The organism is Sphingobium sp. 22B, from assembly GCF_001580035.1.
GTDB classification, from domain to species: Bacteria; Pseudomonadota; Alphaproteobacteria; order Sphingomonadales; family Sphingomonadaceae; genus Sphingobium; species Sphingobium fuliginis.
Window position 1 is genome coordinate 22,617 of record NZ_LTAB01000025.1, and the last position, 21,402, is coordinate 44,018.

The following is a 21,402-nucleotide window of genomic DNA, read 5'->3' on the forward strand; positions in this document are numbered from 1 at the left end:
CTCCCCGCGCTAAGCCTTCCCTAGATCAGGCTATGCGCGACAGGATTAAGAAAGTGCAAGCGCGACGTGCAGCCCGCCCGCCTAAGGCGCGAGAAGAAATCTACGCCGAAGCCAGTTCGGCATGACGGATGAGCACTTACCCCGTCAGCGCCTCGACCAAAGCCTTGACCTTCTTCTGCCGCCATTGCGGCAAGGGCGCGATCAGCCAGTAGGCGAGCGGGGACGGCGCAGCGTCGCCCACCTGCCGGATGCGTCCTGCGTCAATATCCGCCTGCGCCAGCAGGAACGGCACGCAGGCATGGCCGAAGCCATGGGCCGCCGCTTCGATCGCCAGCCCCGCATCGGCCACGCGGATCGTCGCGGGCGCGTCCCCCTTCGGGCAGCCGGGCCATTCGATGCGATGGTCAGGGCCGCCTTCCGTCGCTTCCACGGTGACGAAGGCCGCTTCGCCCAGCTTGATGCCTTCATTCTCGCCCGGCCCCTCGGCCAGACGCAAGGCGAGGTCGAGATTGGCTTCGGTGAAGTCCAGCGTCTCGTCCGCCGCGACCAATGCGAATTTGAGGTCCGGCTGGCTTGCGGCATAGCCCGCAAGGCGCGGCTGGAGCCATTTGGCGGTGATGTCGCGCGGGGCGGCGATGGTGAGGGAACTGCTGGACTGGCCAGCCTGCATGGCGCGCACCGCTTCTTCGAACTCCAGGAAACCGGCGCGAAGGGCCGCAAGGCCTGCCTCGGTTTCGGGAGTGAGTTCCAGCCCCTTGGGCGTGCGGCGGAACAGGACGACGCCCAGCAGGTCCTCCAGCGCGCGGATCTGTTGGCCCACGGCCGCAGGCGTCACCGCCAGTTCGTCCGCCGCGCGGGTGAAGGACAGATGCCGCGCCGCCGCATCCAGCACGCGCAAGCCGTTGAGCGGCAAATGGGTACGCTTCATTCAGCCACCGCCGGCGCGATCAGCGCGAAATGCGGGATGGCGATGTCGAACGTCTCGCCGCTCGCGCCGATCATATGATAATGCCCCTTCATCGATCCCGTCGGCGTGTTGAGCGGGCAACCCGACACATAGTCGTAGCTTTTGCCCGGCTGCACCACTGGCTGTTCCCCCACGACGCCGTCTCCATCGACCCGATGCTGCGTGCCCCGTCCATCGGTTATGATCCAGTGACGGGTCAGCAGTTGCACAGGCTGGTCCCCGTCATTCTCTATGCGGATATGATAGGCCCAGAACCAGCGGCCCCGGTCCGGCTCCGACTGTTCGGGCAGGAAGGTGACGGCGACGTGCACGTTGATGTCGCGCGTCGTCGCATGGAAGGGGAAAAGTGCGTTCACGGCTTAAGAAATGCGCCTTTCACCCCTCTTCCGTCAACGCCCTATCGACTTCAGGGCGCGATCCAGATCCTCGATCACATCGTCCGGGTCTTCCAGCCCGACGTTGAGGCGCAGCATATCCTCGGTAATGCCGACCTCCAGCCGCGCCGCTTCCGCCATGCCATAATGGGTGGTGGAGGCCGGATGCGTCATCAGCGAGCGCGAATCCCCGATATTGTTGCTGATGTCGACCAGTTCGAGGCCGTTGAGCAGGCCGTGCGCCTCCGCCCGGCCGCCGCCGACATAGAGCGAGAAGATGGGACCGGCCATCGCCATCTGCTTCATGGCGAGGGCATGCTGCGGATGGCTTTCGAGGCCCGGATAGAGCACCTTCGCCACCCGGCCTTCGAGGAATTCAGCAACCTTCAGCGCATTCTCGCTCTGGCGGCGGATGCGCAGGTCCAGCGTCTCCAGACCCTTCAGCACGACCCAGGCGTTGAACGCGGCCAGCGTCGGCCCGGTGTTGCGGTGGAAGGGCAGCAGCGTGTTGATGATGAAATCCTCCGTGCCGCAGATCGCGCCCGCGAGGACGCGGCCCTGCCCGTCCATCATCTTGGTCGCGCTATAGGCCACCACGTCCGCGCCGAACTCCATCGGCCGCTGGAGCGCGGGCGTGGCGAAGGCATTGTCGACGACGCTGGTGATGCCGTGCGCCTTCGCGATGCCGCAGATCGCGGCAAGGTCCGCCACGTCCATGGTCGGATTGGCCGGGGTTTCGAAGAAGAAGACCTTGGTGTTGGGCCGCACCGCCGCTTCCCACGCCGCATTGTCGGTCGCGTCGACGGTGGTCGTCTCGATCCCGAATTTCGGCAGCAGCGTATCGGTCAGCCAGCGGCAGGAGCCGAACAGCGCCTTGCCCGCGACGACATGGTCGCCCGCCGACAACTGGCACAGCAGCGCCGCCGTCATCGCCGCCATGCCGGTCGCGGTGGCGCGGCAGGCTTCGGCGCCTTCCAGCAGGGCGATGCGCTGTTCCAGCATCTCCACCGTCGGGTTCTGGAGGCGCGAATAGGTCATGCCCTGTTGCTCGCCGGCGAAGCGCGCCGCGGCATCCTCCGCCCGGTCGTAGCTGTAGCCGCTGGTCAGGAACAGCGCCTCGGACGTCTCGCCATATTCGGTACGGGCGCTGCCGCCACGCACCGCCAGAGTGGCCGGACGCCAGTTCCGGGTGATTTCGGGATTCTGCCCGCTCTTGCGCTTCATTTTCTTACCCTCAGACCAAAGCCGCGAGCACGGCATCGCCCATTTCGACCGTGCTCATCGTGCCGCCCAGATCGAAGCTGCGGGCGCCATCGGCCAGCGCCTTGGCCACGGCGGTCTCGATACGGTCGGCCTGTTCCGGCAGGTTCAGCGAGTAGCGCAGCATCATGCCCGCCGACAGGACCGTTGCCAGCGGATTGGCCTTGCCCTGCCCGGCGATGTCCGGCGCGGAGCCGTGGATCGGCTCGTACAGGCCCTGATTGCTGTCGTTGAGCGTGGCCGACGCCAGCATGCCGATCGAACCCACGCACATGCTCGCCTGATCGGACAGGATATCCCCGAACATGTTGCCGGTGACGATGACGTCGAACTGGCCGGGATTGCGCACGAGCTGCATCGCGGCATTGTCGACATACATGTGGCTGAGCGCCACGTCGGGATAGTCCGCCGACACCTCTATCACCACGTCGCGCCAGAGCTGGCTCGTCTCCAGCACATTGGCCTTGTCCACCGAGCAGAGCTTGCCCCGGCGGGCGCGCGCCGCCTGGAATCCCTGATGCGCGATCTTGCGCACCTGCTCCTCATTATAGGACATGATGTCATAGCCTTCGCGCAGGCCCTCGGGCGTCTTGCGCATGCCCTTTTCACCGAAATAGACGTCGCCATTGGTCTCGCGCACGATCAGCAGGTCGATCGCGCTCGCCACCTCCTGCTTGAGCGCGGAGGCGTCGGCCAATTCGGGGAAGACCTTGGCCGGGCGCAGGTTGGAGAAGAGGCCCAGTTCCTTGCGCAGGCCGAGGATTGCCTGTTCCGGGCGCAGATGCCGCTCCAGCGAGTCGCAATCGGGATCGCCCACCGCACCGAACAGGATCGCGTCGGCGCGCTTGGCCAGTTCCAGCGTCTCGGGCGGCAGCGGATGGCCCACCGCCTTGTAGGCCGCGCCGCCGACCAGCCCTTCCTCATAGGTGATGCCGGGGATCGCCAGCGCGTCCAGCACGCGCTTCGCCTGCGCGACGATCTCGGGACCGATACCGTCTCCGGGGAACAGGGCGATCAACATGGGCAACTCCTTCAAACGCGTGGCTGCCCCTTATGAAGCCGCCGCCGCCAGCGCAAGCATTTAGGCGAGGGGAGAAGGAGGCGCGGCGCAGGAACACCGACCGCTAAAATTCAGGCAACCGCTCTTTTCAGCCTGTCCACCAGGCGCTCCCGCGCCGCGAGGACATCGACGCGCCAGTCGACAAGGACGGACCGTTCGAGAAAGAAGCCCGTCAGCCGCAGCCCGTCCAATAAGGCGGGCCAGTCCCCTGCCCCGCCCTCCAGCAGGAAAGCGGGCAAGGGCAACAGCCGGTGCTCATAGCCGACGGCCCCCGCCCGGCTGACTGCTGCCGCGCTGCGAGGGCTGACATAGGCCAGATCCTCATTCCCGCCGGTCGCCGCGCAACGGCTAAGGTCCAGCCCAAAGCCCAATTCCGCCAGCAACAGCAATTCATATCGGATGAGCGCCACCGCCCAGCCCCGCGCAGCCGGCGCCGCCTCCACGGCGCCCAGCACGCCGTCCAGCGCCTGATGGAGCGCGGGATAGGGCGTCCCTTCCGGCAGGGCCACGGCGGTGAGCGCGCAGACCCAATCGATCGCGGCCGCGGGCAACGGCTCCGCCAGAAGCGGGGCGCGGCTGTGCTCCAGTTCGACCGTCAGCCCGGCCAGTTGCTCCTCCGTCCGGGCGCGGAATTCGGCCTTGACGGCATTGCCCGGCAACAGGACGGGGCGCAACTGGCGCGAACGCCCCCCCCGCACATAGCCGGCCAGCAGGCCATGGCCGGGCGTCAGAAGACGCGCGATCGCCCCATGTTCGCCATGGGGCCGCAACGCGCAGACCAGGGCCGGGGTGATCAGCGTCGCCATGCCCCCTCCATATCGGCCAACGGCCCGGGGCGCCATCCATGACCTTTCGCAGCCCAACTGTCCCGAAATCGCGCAAAATCGCCGTACAGGGCCCTTCTGCCTTTTGATATATGTTGCTTTTCGATCAGGTCATGCGCACAATTATCGGCGGGGACTTGTCGGGGGACAAATTTCGCCATGTATCATATGCCCTTGGCGTCATCTTCCGTGATGGACCGCCTGGTGCTTTGGCTGGGACGTTCACCGACGCTGGGTTTCGCCATATCCCGCGTCGCCTTTTCCGCTGCGGCGACGTGGCAGATCGAAGCGATGTTCAGCAACGAGCCGGATTTTGCCCGCACGGCATTGCTGTTGAAGGCAGCCGTGTGGACGTGGACGGCGATCAGCATCGCGCAGAATTCGCTCACGCCGCCTTTGGGCCTGCTGCTGCGGCCCATCTTCCTGATATTCGACCTGATCGCCTTCCTGACGGTCATCGTGCTGTGCGAACCCTTGCAGATCGCGGCGCTGGGCTGCCTGTTCTTCGTCGCCTGGTCCGCATCCGACCGGTTCGGACGCGGCGCGGTCCTCATCCTGGGGATTTGCCTGATCTTCGCCTTCATCGCGCGGGGATATTATGAAAGCTGGGCCTCGGCCCGCCATGTGCCGGCGATGGACCGCGCGATCGACAGCCTGACCATCGTCATCGGCTGCGTCATCGCCGCCTCCATGTTGAGCATGAACATATTGGAGCGGCGGCTGATAAGCTGGTCGGAACGGCTACAGGGCGTCGGCCTTTCCTTCCAGAAGTCGCTGGCGCAATTTCTGGTGGAGCAGGTCTCCCAATTGATGAACTCCCGCTATTGCGCGTTCGTATGGGAGATGATGGACGATACCGCCGTCCATTGCGAACTGTACGATGCCGACGGCGTGCGCCACCTCGCCCTGCCGCAGAAGCAGATCGACGGCCTGTCGCACGTGACGCCGCGGGAGGCGCCCTTCCTCTATTCCACCCAGTCACCGCGGATGCTGCTGCGCAGCCGCCTCGGCATATTGCGGAACGAGCGCGCGCCGGACCTGATCGACAGCATATCGGACGTGTTCGGCCCCGGCCAGGGCGCGAGCATCCATATCCAGGCGGGGGAACTGCGCGGCCGGCTGTTCATCGGGACCAGCCATGGCTGGTCGCCCGCCGTTCTGCTGCGCTGCCTGCGCATACAGGAGGGGATAGACCTTTTCCTCGAACGCCATTTCTTCTTCCTCGCCTGGCGCCAGCGCACCTTTGCAGAGGCGCGTCAGGCGCTGAGCCGCGATCTGCACGACAGCGTGCTGCAGACATTGGCGGCGCTGCGCGTCAGACTCGCGACGACGATCCACGGCCTGTCGGATGCCGCCGTTCCGGACCAGTTGGCGGAACTCAGGTCGATGGAGGAACTGGTGACGGCAGAACAAGCGCATCTGCGCCGGCTGCTCAGCCAGCAAAGTCCGGTGTCGGCCGAAACCGATGTGGACCTTGGCCGCGAAGTCGAACGCTGCTGCCGCTTCATCGCCCTGCAATGGGCGATCGATTGCCGCCTGAACCTGGCCGAACGCTCCATGACCGTGTCGGCCGAAACGGCGGCGGAGGTCGAATATCTGATCCGCGAAGCCGCCGCCAATGCGGTCAAGCACGCCCATGCGCGCCACATCACCGTGTCGATCGCGCAGGTCGACGACGAGATATTGATCGCGCTGAAGGACAATCCCGGACCGCAGGCGGTCGCCCGCGAAAACTATACCGGCGACTTCGAACTCCAGTCGCAATCGATCATGAAGCGGCTGGGCAAGATCGGCGGAACGGCATATTTTCATAATCTGAGCATGAATTCACTGATCTCGATCAGATTACCCTCCTCCTTACCAAGGTCTCCGATATGATGACCCAGATTGCGATAGTCGACGATCATCCGATCTTCCTGGACGGCATGGCGCAGTTCCTGAACTCCCACGGCCATGACATATTATTTTGCGCCCGCTCGGTCGAAGAAGCGCTGGAGCGGATGCAGGCCGGCGAACCGGACCTGCTGATCCTGGACGTCAGCATGAAGAGTGGCGGCGGCCTCGCGATCCTGTCCGCCATCCGCAACAGCGGCAGCACCGTGCCGGTCATCTTCATGACCGTGCATATCCGCCCTGAACAGACGCTGGAAGCGATCAAGCTGGGCGTCGACGGAGTGGTGCTGAAGGACAGCGATCCCAACGACCTGCTAAGCTGCATCCAGCAGGTCATGAGCGGCAACAAGAGCATCGCCCCCTTCGTCATGGAACAGGCGCTGGTGCACAGCATTTCCGCGCCCGCCAGCGAAGCCAATGTGCTTGCGGTGCTGACGGAGCGGGAACTGGAGATCGCCGGCCTGATCCGCGCCGGCCTGCGCAACCGCGAAATAGCGAGCCGGTGCGGCCTCACCGAAGGCACGGTGAAGGTGCACCTGCACAGCATCTTCCAGAAGCTCAACATCAAGTCGCGCTCGGAACTGATCATCATGATGATGTCGATGGACAGTGAAATGCCCGCCGTAGGGATGGAGCATTGAGCGGCTGTTTGGCGGCGAAATAGCGGAAAGCGGATCGTCTGCTTTCCCTTGCGGCGCCCCATGCCTGCATTGGCAGGAACTCAATCCCGCCGCCAGCATGTCATCGCACCGGTTGAACTGAGATTGCACGAGCCACTCGATCAATTCGGGTGCCTGCGCCGGCGCATAATGGCGCCAACCAGCCGAAAGGCGAGCCGGAAACGCCATCATGCCCTGTATCCGGATCACCCGACACCCCTCGGCCTGAGCTTGCCGAATGGCTCAACCCGTACCCGATGCGCGATCCAATTCAACCCACGATGCGCTAACTCAGCCCGTGCACGAAATCCGGCAGATGCGCCACCCCGCTGGGATTGGGTCCGGCCATATAAAGCGCCATGATCGTGCCCAGCGCAATCGCCACGCCATAGGGAATCGGCCCTTTCTTGCCGAACAGCGCAACGGACGAACCTTCCCGCACGCTCTGCGGCACCAGCCGCCGGCCGGCCATCAGCACCAGCGCCAGCACACCGCCCCCGACGGTGACATAGACGATCCAGGGAATCACCCCCGCCCAATCGAACCACAGCGCGCAGGCCGTCATCAGCTTGACGTCGCCACCGCCCATCGCGCGTATGGCGAACAGGCCGCATCCCACCGCGAACATGCCCAGGAAAACGGTGCCGTTCCGCCAGATGTCATTTTCCCACCCCGCCACAGCGACCCAGACCGCATAAAGCCCGACAACCAGCAGGGGGAAGATATTGGATATGCGCAGCCGGGCCATATCCTCCACCGCCGCCGCGATGAGGACGAGCGAAACGGCAAGCAGCACCAGATCCTTCATCACTTCTCCGTGGTCTTCATGGTGTCGAGCGCGGCGGCGGCTTCGGGCACGAAACTGTCGGCTTCGGTCACGGCACGGCTGAGATAGGCCTGCGCCTTCGGCAGATCGCCCATCCGCATCGCCACCTGCCCGGCATTGCTGAGCCGGCGCGCCCACTCATCGGCGGTGTCGGCAGGCCGGCGGCTGATGTCCTGTCCCGCCATCACATAGGCCGTGTCGCCATTCGCGATCACCCGCGCATCGTCCGGTGCGCTTTCGCGCGCCTTGTCGAATATCACCGCCGCCTTCTCGGCCTTGCCCTGCTTGAGCAGCGACAGTCCGTAATTGTTGAGGACCTGGGAAGGCTTGTCGGTGAGTTGGAACGCCCGCTCATAAGCCGCATTGCTCAACGCCCAGGACTGCGCCTGGTCATAGGCCACGCCCAGCGCATTCCACGAGCGCCAGCGACCGTCGCAACCGGTCACAGCCCGGCGCAATGGCTCGAGCGCCTCCTGCGACCGGCCGAGGCGCAGCAGGGCGATCCCCCTCCCCTCATCGACGCGGCAGTTGTTGAGGCCACTTCGTTCCAGCGCGGTGAAACGCGCCAGCGCCTCCTCATCCCGCCGCTTTTCGAGCGCCATGCGCGCATCCGCAATCTCTATCGCTTGCAGGTCGCCCGATTGCGCGCCAGCCCGCCATTGGCTCAGCATCGCATCCGCCTGGATGATCCGCCCGCCATCTATCGCCTCGTCAACCAGCCGGGCATAGTCCAGCGGCGGCGGCACCGCCCCGGCGGATGGCGCAGCAGCCGCCAGCAGCAGCGCCCGGATCATCCCCGAGCGCCTTTCCGGTCGGGCCGCACCATGCTCTTCCACAAGCGCTCGAACAGACCGTCATAAGTGGGCTTCGCTTCTTCGCGCGCAGCCAGATTGGGCAAAGCCGCCGCATCCGGCCTGCCGACGGCGATGATGGGAGCCGTCAGTTCGGGCCGGGCCTGCGTTTCGGCCACGGTGACGATCCGGGTCGTCAGCTGCGGGTTGGTGCGTGCCGCCGGTGCCGCTGCCTCCATCGTCCGCAACCGCACCTCGCCCAAGGAAAGGCGTTCCAATTCGACGCCAGCGACCGGCGCCGGGCGAGCGGCCGGCGCAGCCGAAGCCAGTTGAGCCAGCGTCGGACGAGCAACGACGGCCGCACCCGCCTGCGCCGCGCCGGCCTGGGCAAGCAGCGCATCAGCCTCGCCTTTCAGGCCTTGCGCCGACAGGCTCCGCGCGAAGTTGCGCGCGATGCGGGCATCTTCCGGCGCCCGCGACAGGGCCAGTTCGAAAAATTCCCGCGCCAGATCATGCCGCCCCATGGCCGCATAGCTGATCGCCACCCCGTTCAGGCCATGCGCATCGGTCGGATCGTTGCGCACTGCACGGCGGAAGGCATCCAGCGCCAGCGCATATTCCCCCCGCGAAAACAGCAGGTCTCCCCGCGCCAGCGCATCCTGCGCCGGTCCGGCAGGCTGCTGATTGACGGGCCTTATCGAAAGGACGCCCTTTTGCGGCCCGCTGCACGCCGTCGTCGCCATGATGAGAGCGACTGCCATTATCCCTTTGTTCATGGTCCCCCCTCCCCCTTATCCTAACGAGTCATGACCGGCAGGATGTCGCGCACCACCCGCACCACCGCCGGCAGCATCAGCACGCCGATCATCACCGGCAGCATGCAGGCGACCAGCGGCACCGACAGCAGGACCGGCAGGCGATGCGCCTTCTCCTCGGCGCGCATACGCCGCTTCTCACGCATCTCCGCTGCATAGACGCGCAAGGTCTGACCCACGCTCGAACCCAGTTGATCGGACTGGATCAGCAGCGTCGCGAAGGAGCGAATTTCGTCCACGTCGACATCGTCCGCCATGCGCCGCAAAGCATCCTGCCGGCTGCGCCCCGCGCGCAGTTCCAGAACCACCTTGCCCAGCGCCGCCGATACCAGCGGATGGGACAGGGCCAGTTCGCGGCCCACCCGATCCATCGCCGCCTCCAGGCCCAGGCCCGCCTCGACGCAGACCAGCATCAGGTCCAGCGCATCGGGAAAGCCGTGGACGATTTCTTCCCGCCTGCGCGCTGCCTTGGCCGAAATATAGAGGTTGGGCATGTAAAGCCCCGAGACCGCCAGCAGCGATGCGATCATATAGAGGGTGAGCGGAGCGGGCGGTTCCGGATTGCCGAGCGATGTGATCACGAATATCGCAGGCAGGGCAAAGGTCAGCACAAGACGAAAAAGGGTGAATAGCTTCGGCGCTTCGGGCGACATGTAACCCGCCGCGATCAGGCGCCGGCGCAGGTTCACATTGTTCGTATCGACCAGCGAGATCCCCATCTTCTCGATGCGGTCGACCAGCTTCTTCCACTCGCTGCTGTTGCGTTCACCGCGCAGCGTCTGACTGCCATTCTGGGACGCACCGCCTTCCCCGACCAGGTCGAGCCGGCTGCGCACCCGCGCGTTGCGCATCACGACTTCCGACAGTCCGAAGACCAGCGCAACGATGGCGATGAACAGCAAGCCCAACAGGAAAGGCCGCAACTGGATGAACAGTGCCGAACTCAACATCGCATCACACCTTCAGGTCGACCATGCGGCGTATCGTGACGAAGCCGATCAGGTAGAGGACGATCAAGCCGACAAAGCCGATGATGAACATGCTGTCCTGCGCGACATCGAGATAGAAGGCAGGATTGACCAGGAACAGGCCGACAAAGGCCAGGATCGGCAGGGCGGTCAGCATCACCGCCGTCATGCGTCCTTCGGAACTGAGCGCCCGGACCTTCATGAACAGGCTCGCCCGCTCGCGGATCACGGTCGACAGATTTTCCAGGATCTCCGCAAGATTGCCCCCCGTCTCGCTCTGCACCGACAGGGAGATGACGAACATATGCATCTCGTTCATGTCCCAGCGCTCCGCCATGCGCTGCAACGCATCGCGCAGGTCGGCGCCATAGGTGACTTCATCGACGACGATGCCGAATTCGCTGCCGATCGGATCGCGCATCTCCTTGGTCAGCAGGTCCAGCGCAGCGGCAATCGGATGGCCGGCGCGCAGACCACGGACGAAGGTGTCCAGCGCGACCGGAAACTGCTCCTCCATCTTCTTGCGCCGCCGTTGGGCAAGCCGCGTCAACACCATCATCGGCAGCGCGATGCCCAGCGCGCCCGCAAAGGCCAGCGCCATCACGAACATCCCCGCCGTCAGGGCGTAACCCGCCGCCATACCGCCCACCATCACCAGCAGGAACAGCACGCCCGCGGCGATCAGCATCAGCATCAGCACCGTGCGCGCCGGAAAGGTCAGCCCGGCGCCATGCAGCACCCGCATCACCCCCAGCCCCGCCCGTCCGAACAGGGAGGCGCGGTCGAAGCTCACCGCCTCGTCGCTTCGCCGCAGCTTGGAGAGTACCGTGCTGCGCTCGAAACCGGCCGCGATCATCTTCAACCGCCGGTTCACCACGCGATCGGTCGTCGCACGCGCGCGCAGCCAGCCTGCAATGCCCTCGATCGTCAGGATCACCGCCGCGAACAGCAGGACGAGGACGAAGACGCGGATGTAAAGCGGGTTCATCAGTGGATCACCGCATCGGGCCGGAACAATTCGGCCGGCAGGGCGATGCCCCGGTCGGCCAGTTCGCCCATGAATTTGGGACGGATGCCGGTCGCCTCGAAATGGCCGCGCACCATGTTGTTCTCGTCGCGGCCCGTCATCTTGAAGCGGAAGATTTCCTGCATGGTGATGACTTCCCCTTCCATGCCGGTGATCTCCGACAGGCTGAGCAGACGGCGGCGGCCATCGGCCAGCCGTCCCACCTGCACGATCACATTCAGCGCCGAAGCGATCTGCGCGCGGGCGGAACGCGGCGAGATGTCGATGCCGCTCATGCCGATCATCTGCTCGACCCGGGACAGCGCATCGCGCGGCGTGTTGGCGTGCACGGTCGTCATCGATCCGTCATGGCCGGTGTTCATGGCCTGAAGCATGTCGAAGGCTTCACCGGCGCGGACCTCTCCCACGATGATGCGGTCGGGCCGCATGCGCAGCGCATTCTTCACCAGGTCGCGCTGCGTGACTTCTCCCTTGCCCTCGATATTGGCGGGACGGGTTTCCAGCCGCGCGACATGGCGCTGCTGCAATTGCAGTTCGGCCGAATCCTCGATGGTGACGATGCGTTCATGTTCATCGATGGCGGCTGACATGGCGTTGAGCAGGGTCGTCTTGCCCGAACCGGTGCCGCCGGAAATCAGCACGTTGCGCCGCGCCTCCACCACCGCGGACAGGACCTGCGCCATCGGCGCGGGCACGCTGCCCAATTCGGTGAGGCGCGCCATGCTGATCGGCACCTTCGCGAACTTGCGGATGGAAAGCAGCGACCCATCGATGGCCAGCGGCGGAACCACGGCATTGACGCGGGAGCCATCCGCAAGGCGCGCGTCGACAAAGGGGGAGGATTCGTCGATCCGCCGGCCCACCGCCGCCACGATTTTCTGGATGATGCGCAGAAGATGCTTCTCATCCTTGAACCGGGTCGCGGTTTCGACCAGCCGGCCGTTGCGCTCCACGAAGACGACCTTGTGCCCGTTCACCAATATGTCGGTGATGCTATGGTCCTTGAGCAGCGGCTCAAGCGGTCCCAGTCCCAGCAGCTCATCCAATATGTCCGACACCAGCCGGCGACGCTCTTCCAGATTGAGCGCATGCTTCTGCAGCGCGAGCTGCTCATGGACGATCTCGCCCACTTCGGCTTCCACCTGCGCCCGCGACATGGTTTCCAGCGCGGAAAGATTGATGATGTCGATCAACTTCTGGTGCAGCGCCACCTTGAGTTCGGTATGCCGGTCCTCCTCCAGATGGGCGGCCTCGGTCTCGACCGGTCCCACCTCGTCCCTAGGGTCGCCGCGTTCGCCTTTTCGGATCTGCCACATCAGCCTTTCTCCGCCTGACCTTCGGCCTCAGCAGCCTGGATGCAGCAATCGACGATGTCCTGCATATCCTTGCAGATGCGGCTGCGCGCCTTCAGCTCCTGGATCAATACGCCCTGGTCCAGCGCCGAGCTGACCAGCGGGAAATCGTTGGCGATGCTGAGCTTCACCGGATGATCCAGCGCCGCCGCCGCATCCTCCAGACCGATGGCGCGAAAGAATTTCTTCTCCACGCGGTTGGCGACGACATGGATGCGCGCGGGATCGATGTCCTGATCGCGGAGCAGCGAAATCTGACGGCGCGCCTGCCGCAGGCTGGCGATGGTGAGTTCGCACACCAGAAACACGACCTGCGAACGCGCCACCAGCGACATCGACCAGTTGGTCCAGTTGCCCGGCAGGTCCAGATAGACCGTATCGAAACTGCGCTGCGCCAGTTCGACGATGCGGAAGACCTGATCGGCATTTACCGCCTCGATCGGCATGATGTCCGCCGGCGCGGTCACGACCCTGAGGCCGGTCGAAGTTTCCACGGTGACGGTCCGCAACAGCTCATTGTCGACGCGGCTGCCCGCGTTGAGAAGGTCCGCCAGTGTCAGGGGCGAGGAAATCCCCAGGAAGGTGCCGGCATTGCCGAACTGTATGTCGAAGTCGAACAGGCAGACCTCACCGCTGCCCTGCTTTGTCGAGCGTGCGTGAAGACTGGCCGCCTGCGTCGCTATGGTCGTCGCGCCGACGCCGCCAACGCTCTTGATGATGGACACGAGCTGTCCGGTCTTCACGTCGTCCTGACGGCTGGCTGCGATGCGGCTGCGCAGATCGTCCAATATCGCCGCCAGATCATGGGCGCGCAGCGGCAGTTCGATGACGTCGTTGATCCCGCTGCGCAACAGGGCGCGCACAACCGCGATCTGCGCGCCACGCACGGCCGCCACCAGCATCAGCTTCGGATGAGCCGCGCGAAGGCCGGCGAGCCGCACCATGGAGGCTTCATTGTCTGGCTGAACCTCGATGATGATCGCCTTGGCATCGGCCACCAGTTGCGCCGGCACAGCCTCCCCCGCGCCCAGCATGGACAGGGTGAGCGATTGGCCCGTCAGGCGATCGCCCAATATGTCGGATGCCTGCACCTCCTGCTCCGATAGGATGAGGTGAAGGCCTTCATCCCCGATATTGAGGGTCCAGCTCTCGACGGGTTCCGTTGCGTTCGTCACGATGCCCACGATCTTGTCCCTCAATTTGATGCCGAGCCCTGGCCGTCTTCCATGGTGAGAGCGGCGCTGAAACTGGGTAGGGTTATGGTACCGTTGAAAAATCTGAAAAGCATTGGCGTGAATGTAACTGGATTATCTTGACGCAAGCTCACTCTGACTAGTGGCGATACATCCGAACCGTTAGGATCTCCAGCGTAGCCAAGACCAGAATAGTCATAATCGATTTGCACGTTGGTCGGACCAATTTTTGGAAAAAACAATTTCATGCGCGCAGCTATATTGTTGAAGGCCGTCAACGCATTCGCTTTATCGCTGTTAGTCGTGCCAATCAGATTTGGGGGACAGGTCGCACCTGCCTTGCAAGAACAGCTCACGGCGCCCGCGTTGATGAGGCAGGAAGCGCCACCAAAGGACGATTGGGGAATAACGTCACCTTGAGACAGCCCGCCGCTAACGACGAAGCTATAGGCAGCAAGGCCATTGGGAACCATATCGGTTGCGACGGCATAGCGTACGCCCATCTGCGTCGCTTTTTCAGCACGATTCCAAGTCCACATCAACCGTCCGACATCAATTACACCGAGCAGGAAAATTAGCAGCAACGGCAGCACGATTGCGAACTCTGCCGCCGACGAGGCGTGAGTATCGCGGACAAGGCGGACGAACCTGCACATCATATTCCCTATATTCCCTGCACCGTAGCTTCAGATTCGGACACCAGTTGGGGAGACGATCTGGTAAAGCCCAACACATGGAACAACGATCTGTAAGGAACTGTAGCAGAAACCTTGACTCTGGGCAGGTTCGTCATTCCTTTATATATGCCCGAATAATTACCGCCGGTTATCGTCGTGCAGCTTAGAGTAACGGACACGGTATTTCCATTTGTCCAACCGGCCAGCCGTGCCGTGCCTCCAGTAGAAACCTGCCCCGTACGCGTCACATTCTGTATACTGGTCACAACTCCGCCATTGACACTGTTCGGACAAGAAAAATTGGTAAATGACTGCCTAGACGCATAGCGGGCTCCATCGCGCACGGCCTTGGCGACGACATGTTCGCTTAGGAAATAATTGCCCATTTCGAAGGAACCGAACATCAGGACAATCAGAAGTGGTGTAACCAACGCCATTTCCGCAGCGGCGGCGGCCCGGTCGCAGGTGAATAAGCGAGAAAGGAAATTTCGTGCCATCGCCATCACTCAATCAGATAGGGGACGGAACGTTGAATGACCTGAGGATTGCTAGCTCCGTTAGTGCCGGTTCCGGTCTCCCCTATGACCTCGACATATACTTCCTTCTTATCAGTATATGCCTTATTGCCCTTGCCCCGGGCAATGGACGGCTCGACCAGAAACACGTCCAACCATTTGGGTGGCTTTATGCCGGTCGTCTTGCCGTGCAGCTTCAGCGCATAGCAATTTAGAACTGCGACCGAAATACGCCGGCGGTCTATACCAGCCGAGCTCGGCGTGATGCCCGCAATCCCGTTGGCCGGCGATCCGAACCCCGTGGACTTGCCGTTCAAAGCCTGCGGAACCCCTATACCATAAGCTTTGGAACCAACCACTACACTTGGGTGCGCAACCTCCCAATTATAGACTTCATAGCGCGTGGCAGTTGCGCTCAGCCCAGTTCCAATAGTCCAGTCATATTGACCGGCCCATCCATAGTTGACCTTGAAATATGCGTCTCTATCCCATGTCCCATTCCCCTTGACGCCACAGGTTTGCTCGCTTTGCTGCACGGCGTGACACAGGTCCCGAGGGTATCCCATGATGTCCGGATAGGTATCTCCATCCTTCAGCACAGCAACGCTGTCAGGTCGATAGGGATTGCTCGAAACTCCGAAGCTGTTACTGTTCTTGCAAGTTATCGCGTTGTCGGAATCGCATACCAGGTCCTTTCGAGTATTTCTCGACGGCGAACATGTTCCACCGAATTGCGACGGGCATGTATTACCATTGGCATAGACGTCAAAGCGCGTATTGAGCGCATCCAGCACGGAAGTATCCATGCCTGTCTTGGTCGCGACTCCATCCGTACTTTCGCAATCAGCTTGAACAGTATCGTAACCCAGTGCTGCAGCGAGACCATTGGCGCCATTTTTGAAGGTTGCTTCAAGCCAGCCGAAATTGCCTGCCGCATCGGCGTTACCGGTGATCAACTTCAATCCCACGCCTCGCGCCGGATTGAAGTCAAGATCTTCGTTACTATTACTAGTCGGCTCATCCGGATTACAGATCATCACCGGTGGAACCTTACAAATTGCTGAACCCACACCAGCAAAGGCCTGTGCCGAAATCAATCCGGAAGACAATGCTCTCACTACTGGCGTCAGAGCAAAAAAAGAAGTACGGGAGTCAACCGTCACTAGAACGAAATTTGCATTCGCATCACTAGTTGCTGCGTTGGATTTTGCTTTATCCTGATAGAATATTATTGTACCACTACTATTACATCCGGCCAAATTCGTTCCAGCAACTTTAACCGCTTTACCACAGCCGTCGTTGGCAAATCGCGCATCATTCTGAATAAGATTATTGACCGCGTCTCTCGCGCGTTGCCTGGCGTTACTCTCCCCATCCAGTTGCGTGGCCGCTGCCAGTGCCGCTTCATCCGCTGCGCTTTGCAATTCGGTGTCCAGCCCAGCCATACGCGCATAGTCGAAAGCAATTCCCCCCGCCGCGATCAGCGCGAAAAGCGACAGTGCGACCGTGGGCGCTACCGCGCCGCTGGTCGACTGCAACAATCCATTACGCCGGGCAGACATGGGATCACTTCTCCTTCCGCGCTCAGTTACCGCCCCCAGTACCGCTGGTCGTGCGGATCGACTGGGGCTTCTTCACCTTGTCGGTGCGATAGCGTTCCACGGCCGCGGCAGAGGTCTGTCCATTGCCACCCTCGACCAACGTACCTTCATAATGCGGGTCGGGATCGATCACCTGCATCGCATAATTGCTGCGCACCGCGCCGCCGAAGGTCGGGTCGTTCGCCGTGCAGCCTGCCAGCAGGGGCAGAAACAGAGCCGGGGCAAGATAAAGTGCACGCATCGTCAACCTCCTGCTCACAGCTCATATCCGCTGGGCGCCTTGCCTGTCGCGGGCGCTTCCTTGGCAGGCGCAGGCGCGTTCTTGGGCGCTTCGGGCGGCATCGCATTGGGATCGAGCGGATTGATCCCCACCGCCTTGTCCGTCCGCCCCATCAGGAACAGGTCGAGTTCGTGCGGGGGCGCGACCCGGTCGGTCGGCAGGCGCACATCCTCTGCCCGCATCGGCTTCACAAGGCGCGGCGTCACGATGATGACAAGCTCGCTCTCGCTCTTCTGGAAACCGCTGGAACGAAACAGTGCGCCGATGATCGGGATGGAACCCAGGATCGGAAACTGCCGCACCGTGTCCTGGAAATCCTTGCGCAGCAGCCCTGCCAGGGCGAAGGACTGCCCGTCGCGCAATTCCAGCGTGGTGCTGGCGCGCCGCGTCTGCAGGCCCGGGATGGTGAGGCCGTTGATCGTCACCGAAGCGGACGGATCGATGGAACTCACCTCCGGCTCCACCACCAGATTGATGATGCCATCCTCCAGCACTGTCGGCGTGAAACCCAGGCTGACACCGAAGGGCTTGAATTCGATGGTGATGGAATTGCCGCCGTTATTGCCGCTGCCGCCGCTATTGCCGCCCTGCGATACCGGTATCGGGAACTCGCCGCCCGCTAGGAAAGACGCCGTTTCGCCAGACAGCGCGACCAGTGTCGGCTCGGCCAGCGTGGTCACGACGCCCTTGCGCTCCAGCGCGTCCAGTGCAGTGGTGAGGTTGAGGCTGCCCACTGAATAATTCGCCGCCCCGATGCCGAAGCTGTCCAGAATCTTGCTCAGATCCACAATCGGCCGACCATTGGTGTCGGACAGGATGGCGGAAGACTGCGCCGCATTGCCGATGCCGCCCACCACCTTGCCGCTATCGGACAGGAAAGCGGTGTTGATGCCGAACTGCTTCGCCGCGCTGCGGGTCATTTCGGAAAAGCGCACTTCCAGCATCACCTGCTGAGCGGCGCCTACCGACATCATGTTGACGACCTTGTCACCGGCATAGGTCTTAGCGATCTGCACTGCGCGATCGACCGCCGCCGCGCTCGACACGGTGCCGGTCAGTACCACAGCGTCATTGGAAATGCGGGCGCCGATAGGCTGACCGGGCAACAGTTCCGACAATTGCCGCTTCAACGTCACGACATCAGGGCCCACGGCCACATCGACCACCGCAATCATCATGTTGCGGCTGTCGTAGAGTGTCAGGCTGGTGGTGCCCATCTTCTTGCCCAGCACATAGACCGAACGGTTGGTCATGGGCAGGACGTCGGCGATTTCCGCATTGCCGACCAACGCCTTGGAAAAAGGCCGGTCGACGGTCAGCACCTGGCTCTTGTTGAGGGGCACGTCGAGTTGGCCGGCATGGTTGGCGTTATTGACGTTGAGCGAGGCGACCTGCGCCTGCGCCTGCGTGGGCAGCAGCGACGCACCGGCGCCCAGCGCCAGGGACAATGCCAGCATCGGCAAGGACTTAGCGGGAACCATAGCGCTTCACCTCATAGCTGGTGCCGGTCGTGCCGCGCACGATCTCGACCGATGCGGTCGACGGCAGAGCGTTCGTGCTCTTCGGAATCGCGCGGCGTGCGGGACGGAACGCGGAGGCCGGACGCGGCGGCAGATAGGCAAGGTCGGCAACGCGGGCGCGCGGGCCGGCAAAACCGCCCACATAGGCGCCGTCGCGCAAATCCTCTATGCCGACGGTCTGCACGGCGGGATTGGGCTTGTCGGTGATATTGCGCAGGACCAGCGTGAGTTGCCCGACCTGCTGCGCCAGAACCAGCTTCTGCGCGTCGACCTGGTTGACCTCCAGCGTCGCGGTCTTGCCGACGGCCGGGTCCTTGGACGTGTCATTGGCGTTCTGGTCGATGGCGATCACCCGCGTGCCTTGAAGCAGGACGTCGGTGATCTGCTGGCTGCCGCCGCCTGCCGGGTCCTGAAGGGTGCGAGTGACGAAGACATCGACGGTGTCGCCGGGAAGCACGAAGCCGCCCGCGGCGGCTACATCGCTCACGCGTACGGCGACGGCCCTCATTTCTGGAGCCAGGACCGCCGACATCGTGGCCCGCCCGCCTTCACCGGAGAGCTTGGAGGCCAGTATCGGTTCGCCGGGCTCGATTTGCCGGAGGACGACGCGGCCTTTGCCGAGGGAGGTCAATTGGATGGGGTCGCGGAAAGCGCCGGGCGGTACGGAATTGGCTGGCCAGTCGACCACGCGGATCTTTTCGGCGGTGACCGCCGATCCGAAAGGCAGCGAGACGGTCGCCACTACGACCTTAGTCGTTCCGCCTTCCGGTGGCGGCGCCTTTTCGGCGCGGCTCAGATAGGCGTTGGCGACGAAAACGGCCGCAAGGCCCAACAATATTGCGAGGCCTAGGACTATAAGTGATCTGCGCTGCCCCACGACAACTCCCCCCGGAATTGAAGGTATAGGAAGGCCAGTGATGTGACCGGCCTTCCTATTTCATCATTAGCAGTTCGCTGACGGAGAATTACCCGTGCCGACAGTCGAAATGCAATTGGTGGCATAGTTCATCGAGTTCTTGATCGCGCCACCAAGGTTCCAGGCAGCCAATGCAATGCCGGTACCGACAATAGCGAGAATCAAAGCATATTCAGCCGCCGATGCGCCGCTTTGATCAGCATAAAGATTTTTGAAAAAAGTCATGTCCCTCACCCCTATTTACAGTTTAGCAGCTGGGCTGCGTGTTCGTACCGACCGTCTTGATGCAGTTGGTCGCCGCATTCATCGAGTTCTTGATCGCGCCACCAAGATTCCAGGCCGCCAGCGCGATACCCGTCCCCACGATCGCCAGGATCAAAGCATATTCGGCCGCCGACGCACCACTTTGGTCGGCCCACAGGCTTTTCAAAAAGGTCATATCTTTTACCCCTACTCGCTGGGAGCAATTCCCAGTTGCTCTTGCTCAGCTCCACGGTAGGGGCCTGTCCACCTCGCGACCCCGGCGCCGGTATGCTCCGATCACCAGGTAGTTGGCAGTTCCCGTAGAACTTGCTTTCAAATTGGACCAAAGCTGATGCAAGTCAACATGGTAAAAAATATGTATATTTTTCAAAATCTTAAAGCAATTTTTTGTTAACCTTTTCCGTCAACCAGATTCATTACTTTAAGTAAACAATGGTATTTTTCTAATATATCTTTGGATATATGCTTTTAGAAAATTAGAGATTTTCTTTTATATTATTGGGATTTTTATTTTTCTCTATTTCAAAATATCATAGTCAAACTGAAATTCAAGGAATATTATCCGAATTTCATTTCGAATAAAATAACAGTTATCAGGAACTCAAGCCTGTCTTATTTGAGAGGAATAGTTGGCCGTCCGCCGCTGAATTACCCAGGCGACTAATACCTTCGTTCTAGGCTATTCGGGGCAGACAGGATCGATAACTTGACCAGAGCAGCCGCCGCCACTCGCACCGATCATCGCGAATCAGCTGCGACTCGTCGCACAAAGGCCCGGAAATAAAGCGGTTTGCACCTGTCCCATTCAGGAACAAATGTTGCCGCTTTCCTTACCTTGCGCTTACCCGATGACGGAAGGTGAGGTTCACCCGATCCGACAACAGCAGATAGGGCAGCCAGATCGCGGCGCTGATCAGGACCTTCTTCACATTGCCTGTCAGCATGTCCAGCAAAGCGGCGTCGACGCCATGCGGCACATTGTCGATCCCCGCCACCAGATGGGCGATGCCCAACTGCGCCAGCAGGTCGACACCCCAGACCATTACGAGAAAGCGAGGGAAGAGCGGCACGAGGCGCAGGGCCATGGCAAAGGCGAACATGTAAAGGCTGGACAATATCACCACATCCGCCAGCATCACGCCGTAGAGACCGACGAACCAGGGCGGCGAATAGCTGCCCAACGCGGGAATGGAGCTGAGAAATTCCAGCGTGCGCACCGGCACGTTCACCGCAATTCCCACCAGCAGAGACGCCATCACGCCATAGAGGCCGAATTGCGACATCTCCCGCGCTCTCAGGCAGTCGACCTTGCGCCAGCGGCCCACCTGCGCCAGTCGAAAGGCGGGCTGGGCATGGATGCGTCCCGCCGGAAACAGCTTCAATCCCAGCAGCAGCGATCCAACAGGCGCGCCAACCACCAGCATATAGGGCAGCAGGCCCGCCCCGCTTCCCCAGGGCGTTCCGCTGTAGGGCGTCGCCGGAAAGGCCAGCCGCAGGCCGCAGGCGAAGGCGGCAGCCATGATCCAGATGACGACGATGCGCTCCAGATTGACCTGCATCGACAGCACGACGGCCACGCTCTTGCGGTAGAGACGGTCCCTGACCATTCGCACCATGGAA

Annotated in this window: 23 protein-coding genes; 2 read left to right on the forward strand and 21 right to left on the reverse strand. The window is 62.2% G+C overall.

Features of this window, described 5'->3' with window-relative positions; all coding sequences use genetic code 11:
• Positions 1-136 precede the first annotated feature (136 nt).
• The 5 genes from A0J57_RS19145 to recO all read right to left on the reverse strand — a co-directional run bounded on the left by A0J57_RS19145 (position 137) and on the right by recO (position 4,467).
• A complete protein-coding gene (locus tag A0J57_RS19145; protein WP_044661964.1) occupies positions 137-928 on the reverse strand; it encodes a LysR family transcriptional regulator in 792 nt (263 codons plus the stop codon).
• Positions 925-1,323, reverse strand: a complete 399-nt coding sequence (apaG, locus tag A0J57_RS19150; RefSeq protein WP_025546552.1) for a Co2+/Mg2+ efflux protein ApaG — start codon at positions 1,321-1,323, stop codon at positions 925-927. Before apaG ends, A0J57_RS19145 begins: the two co-directional genes overlap by 4 nt.
• A 33-nt stretch (positions 1,324-1,356) precedes the next feature.
• The gene (metZ, locus tag A0J57_RS19155; protein WP_061938701.1) at positions 1,357-2,565 is read right to left on the reverse strand and encodes an O-succinylhomoserine sulfhydrylase; all 1,209 of its coding nucleotides are present in this window, start codon (positions 2,563-2,565) and stop codon (positions 1,357-1,359) included.
• Positions 2,566-2,575: 10 nt separating this feature from the next.
• A complete protein-coding gene (gene leuB, locus A0J57_RS19160; protein WP_061938704.1) occupies positions 2,576-3,622 on the reverse strand; it encodes a 3-isopropylmalate dehydrogenase in 1,047 nt (348 codons plus the stop codon).
• Positions 3,623-3,732: 110 nt separating this feature from the next.
• Positions 3,733-4,467 carry a DNA repair protein RecO gene (gene recO, locus A0J57_RS19165; RefSeq protein ID WP_061938707.1) on the reverse strand — a complete coding sequence of 245 codons (735 nt, stop codon included), beginning with the start codon at positions 4,465-4,467 and terminating at the stop codon, positions 3,733-3,735.
• 210 nt (positions 4,468-4,677) lie between these two features.
• Between recO and A0J57_RS19170 the strand changes: the two genes are divergently transcribed.
• On the forward strand, positions 4,678-6,363 hold the full coding sequence (locus tag A0J57_RS19170) for a sensor histidine kinase (protein WP_235600914.1): 1,686 nt from the start codon (positions 4,678-4,680) through the stop codon (positions 6,361-6,363).
• Positions 6,360-7,019 carry a response regulator transcription factor gene (locus A0J57_RS19175; protein ID WP_044661959.1) on the forward strand — a complete coding sequence of 220 codons (660 nt, stop codon included), beginning with the start codon at positions 6,360-6,362 and terminating at the stop codon, positions 7,017-7,019. Before A0J57_RS19170 ends, A0J57_RS19175 begins: the two co-directional genes overlap by 4 nt.
• Before the next feature lie 304 nt (positions 7,020-7,323).
• Here A0J57_RS19175 and A0J57_RS19180 read toward each other — a convergent pair whose 3' ends face one another.
• The 16 genes from A0J57_RS19180 to A0J57_RS19240 all read right to left on the reverse strand — a co-directional run bounded on the left by A0J57_RS19180 (position 7,324) and on the right by A0J57_RS19240 (position 21,398).
• The gene (locus tag A0J57_RS19180) at positions 7,324-7,845 is read right to left on the reverse strand and encodes a prepilin peptidase (protein WP_235600910.1); all 522 of its coding nucleotides are present in this window, start codon (positions 7,843-7,845) and stop codon (positions 7,324-7,326) included.
• On the reverse strand, positions 7,845-8,657 hold the full coding sequence (locus A0J57_RS19185) for a tetratricopeptide repeat protein (RefSeq protein ID WP_061938716.1): 813 nt from the start codon (positions 8,655-8,657) through the stop codon (positions 7,845-7,847). Before A0J57_RS19185 ends, A0J57_RS19180 begins: the two co-directional genes overlap by 1 nt.
• Positions 8,654-9,415, reverse strand: coding sequence for a tetratricopeptide repeat protein (locus A0J57_RS19190; protein ID WP_235600911.1), 762 nt, complete (start codon positions 9,413-9,415; stop codon positions 8,654-8,656). Before A0J57_RS19190 ends, A0J57_RS19185 begins: the two co-directional genes overlap by 4 nt.
• A 35-nt stretch (positions 9,416-9,450) precedes the next feature.
• Positions 9,451-10,419, reverse strand: a complete 969-nt coding sequence (locus A0J57_RS19195) for a type II secretion system F family protein (RefSeq protein ID WP_061938721.1) — start codon at positions 10,417-10,419, stop codon at positions 9,451-9,453.
• A 4-nt stretch (positions 10,420-10,423) separates the two neighbouring features.
• On the reverse strand, positions 10,424-11,425 hold the full coding sequence (locus A0J57_RS19200) for a type II secretion system F family protein (protein WP_061938724.1): 1,002 nt from the start codon (positions 11,423-11,425) through the stop codon (positions 10,424-10,426).
• Positions 11,425-12,780, reverse strand: a complete 1,356-nt coding sequence (locus tag A0J57_RS19205) for a CpaF family protein (RefSeq protein ID WP_044661955.1) — start codon at positions 12,778-12,780, stop codon at positions 11,425-11,427. Before A0J57_RS19205 ends, A0J57_RS19200 begins: the two co-directional genes overlap by 1 nt.
• Positions 12,780-14,015 carry a pilus assembly protein CpaE gene (locus A0J57_RS19210; protein WP_061938727.1) on the reverse strand — a complete coding sequence of 412 codons (1,236 nt, stop codon included), beginning with the start codon at positions 14,013-14,015 and terminating at the stop codon, positions 12,780-12,782. The genes A0J57_RS19205 and A0J57_RS19210 overlap by 1 nt, the downstream gene beginning before the upstream one ends.
• Entirely contained in the window at positions 14,012-14,668 is a 657-nt protein-coding gene (locus A0J57_RS25440) for a TadE/TadG family type IV pilus assembly protein (RefSeq protein ID WP_101756474.1), read from the reverse strand. The genes A0J57_RS19210 and A0J57_RS25440 overlap by 4 nt, the downstream gene beginning before the upstream one ends.
• A gap of 5 nt (positions 14,669-14,673) precedes the next feature.
• Entirely contained in the window at positions 14,674-15,183 is a 510-nt protein-coding gene (locus A0J57_RS25445) for a TadE/TadG family type IV pilus assembly protein (protein ID WP_076605757.1), read from the reverse strand.
• A 5-nt stretch (positions 15,184-15,188) separates the two neighbouring features.
• The gene (locus A0J57_RS25070) at positions 15,189-16,763 is read right to left on the reverse strand and encodes a pilus assembly protein TadG-related protein (protein ID WP_064232671.1); all 1,575 of its coding nucleotides are present in this window, start codon (positions 16,761-16,763) and stop codon (positions 15,189-15,191) included.
• 22 nt (positions 16,764-16,785) lie between these two features.
• Positions 16,786-17,043 (reverse strand): hypothetical protein, encoded by a 258-nt coding sequence (locus A0J57_RS19220; RefSeq protein WP_061938733.1) that lies wholly within the window; start codon positions 17,041-17,043, stop codon positions 16,786-16,788.
• Positions 17,044-17,057: 14 nt separating this feature from the next.
• Positions 17,058-18,563, reverse strand: a complete 1,506-nt coding sequence (locus A0J57_RS19225; RefSeq protein WP_235600912.1) for a type II and III secretion system protein family protein — start codon at positions 18,561-18,563, stop codon at positions 17,058-17,060.
• Positions 18,550-19,479, reverse strand: a complete 930-nt coding sequence (gene cpaB, locus A0J57_RS19230) for a Flp pilus assembly protein CpaB (RefSeq protein ID WP_173664358.1) — start codon at positions 19,477-19,479, stop codon at positions 18,550-18,552. The genes A0J57_RS19225 and cpaB overlap by 14 nt, the downstream gene beginning before the upstream one ends.
• Before the next feature lie 66 nt (positions 19,480-19,545).
• Positions 19,546-19,743 carry a Flp family type IVb pilin gene (locus tag A0J57_RS25450; RefSeq protein ID WP_025546518.1) on the reverse strand — a complete coding sequence of 66 codons (198 nt, stop codon included), beginning with the start codon at positions 19,741-19,743 and terminating at the stop codon, positions 19,546-19,548.
• 22 nt (positions 19,744-19,765) lie between these two features.
• A complete protein-coding gene (locus tag A0J57_RS19235; protein ID WP_061938743.1) occupies positions 19,766-19,957 on the reverse strand; it encodes a Flp family type IVb pilin in 192 nt (63 codons plus the stop codon).
• Positions 19,958-20,612: 655 nt separating this feature from the next.
• A complete protein-coding gene (locus A0J57_RS19240) occupies positions 20,613-21,398 on the reverse strand; it encodes a hypothetical protein (protein ID WP_061938746.1) in 786 nt (261 codons plus the stop codon).
• Positions 21,399-21,402 lie beyond the last annotated feature (4 nt).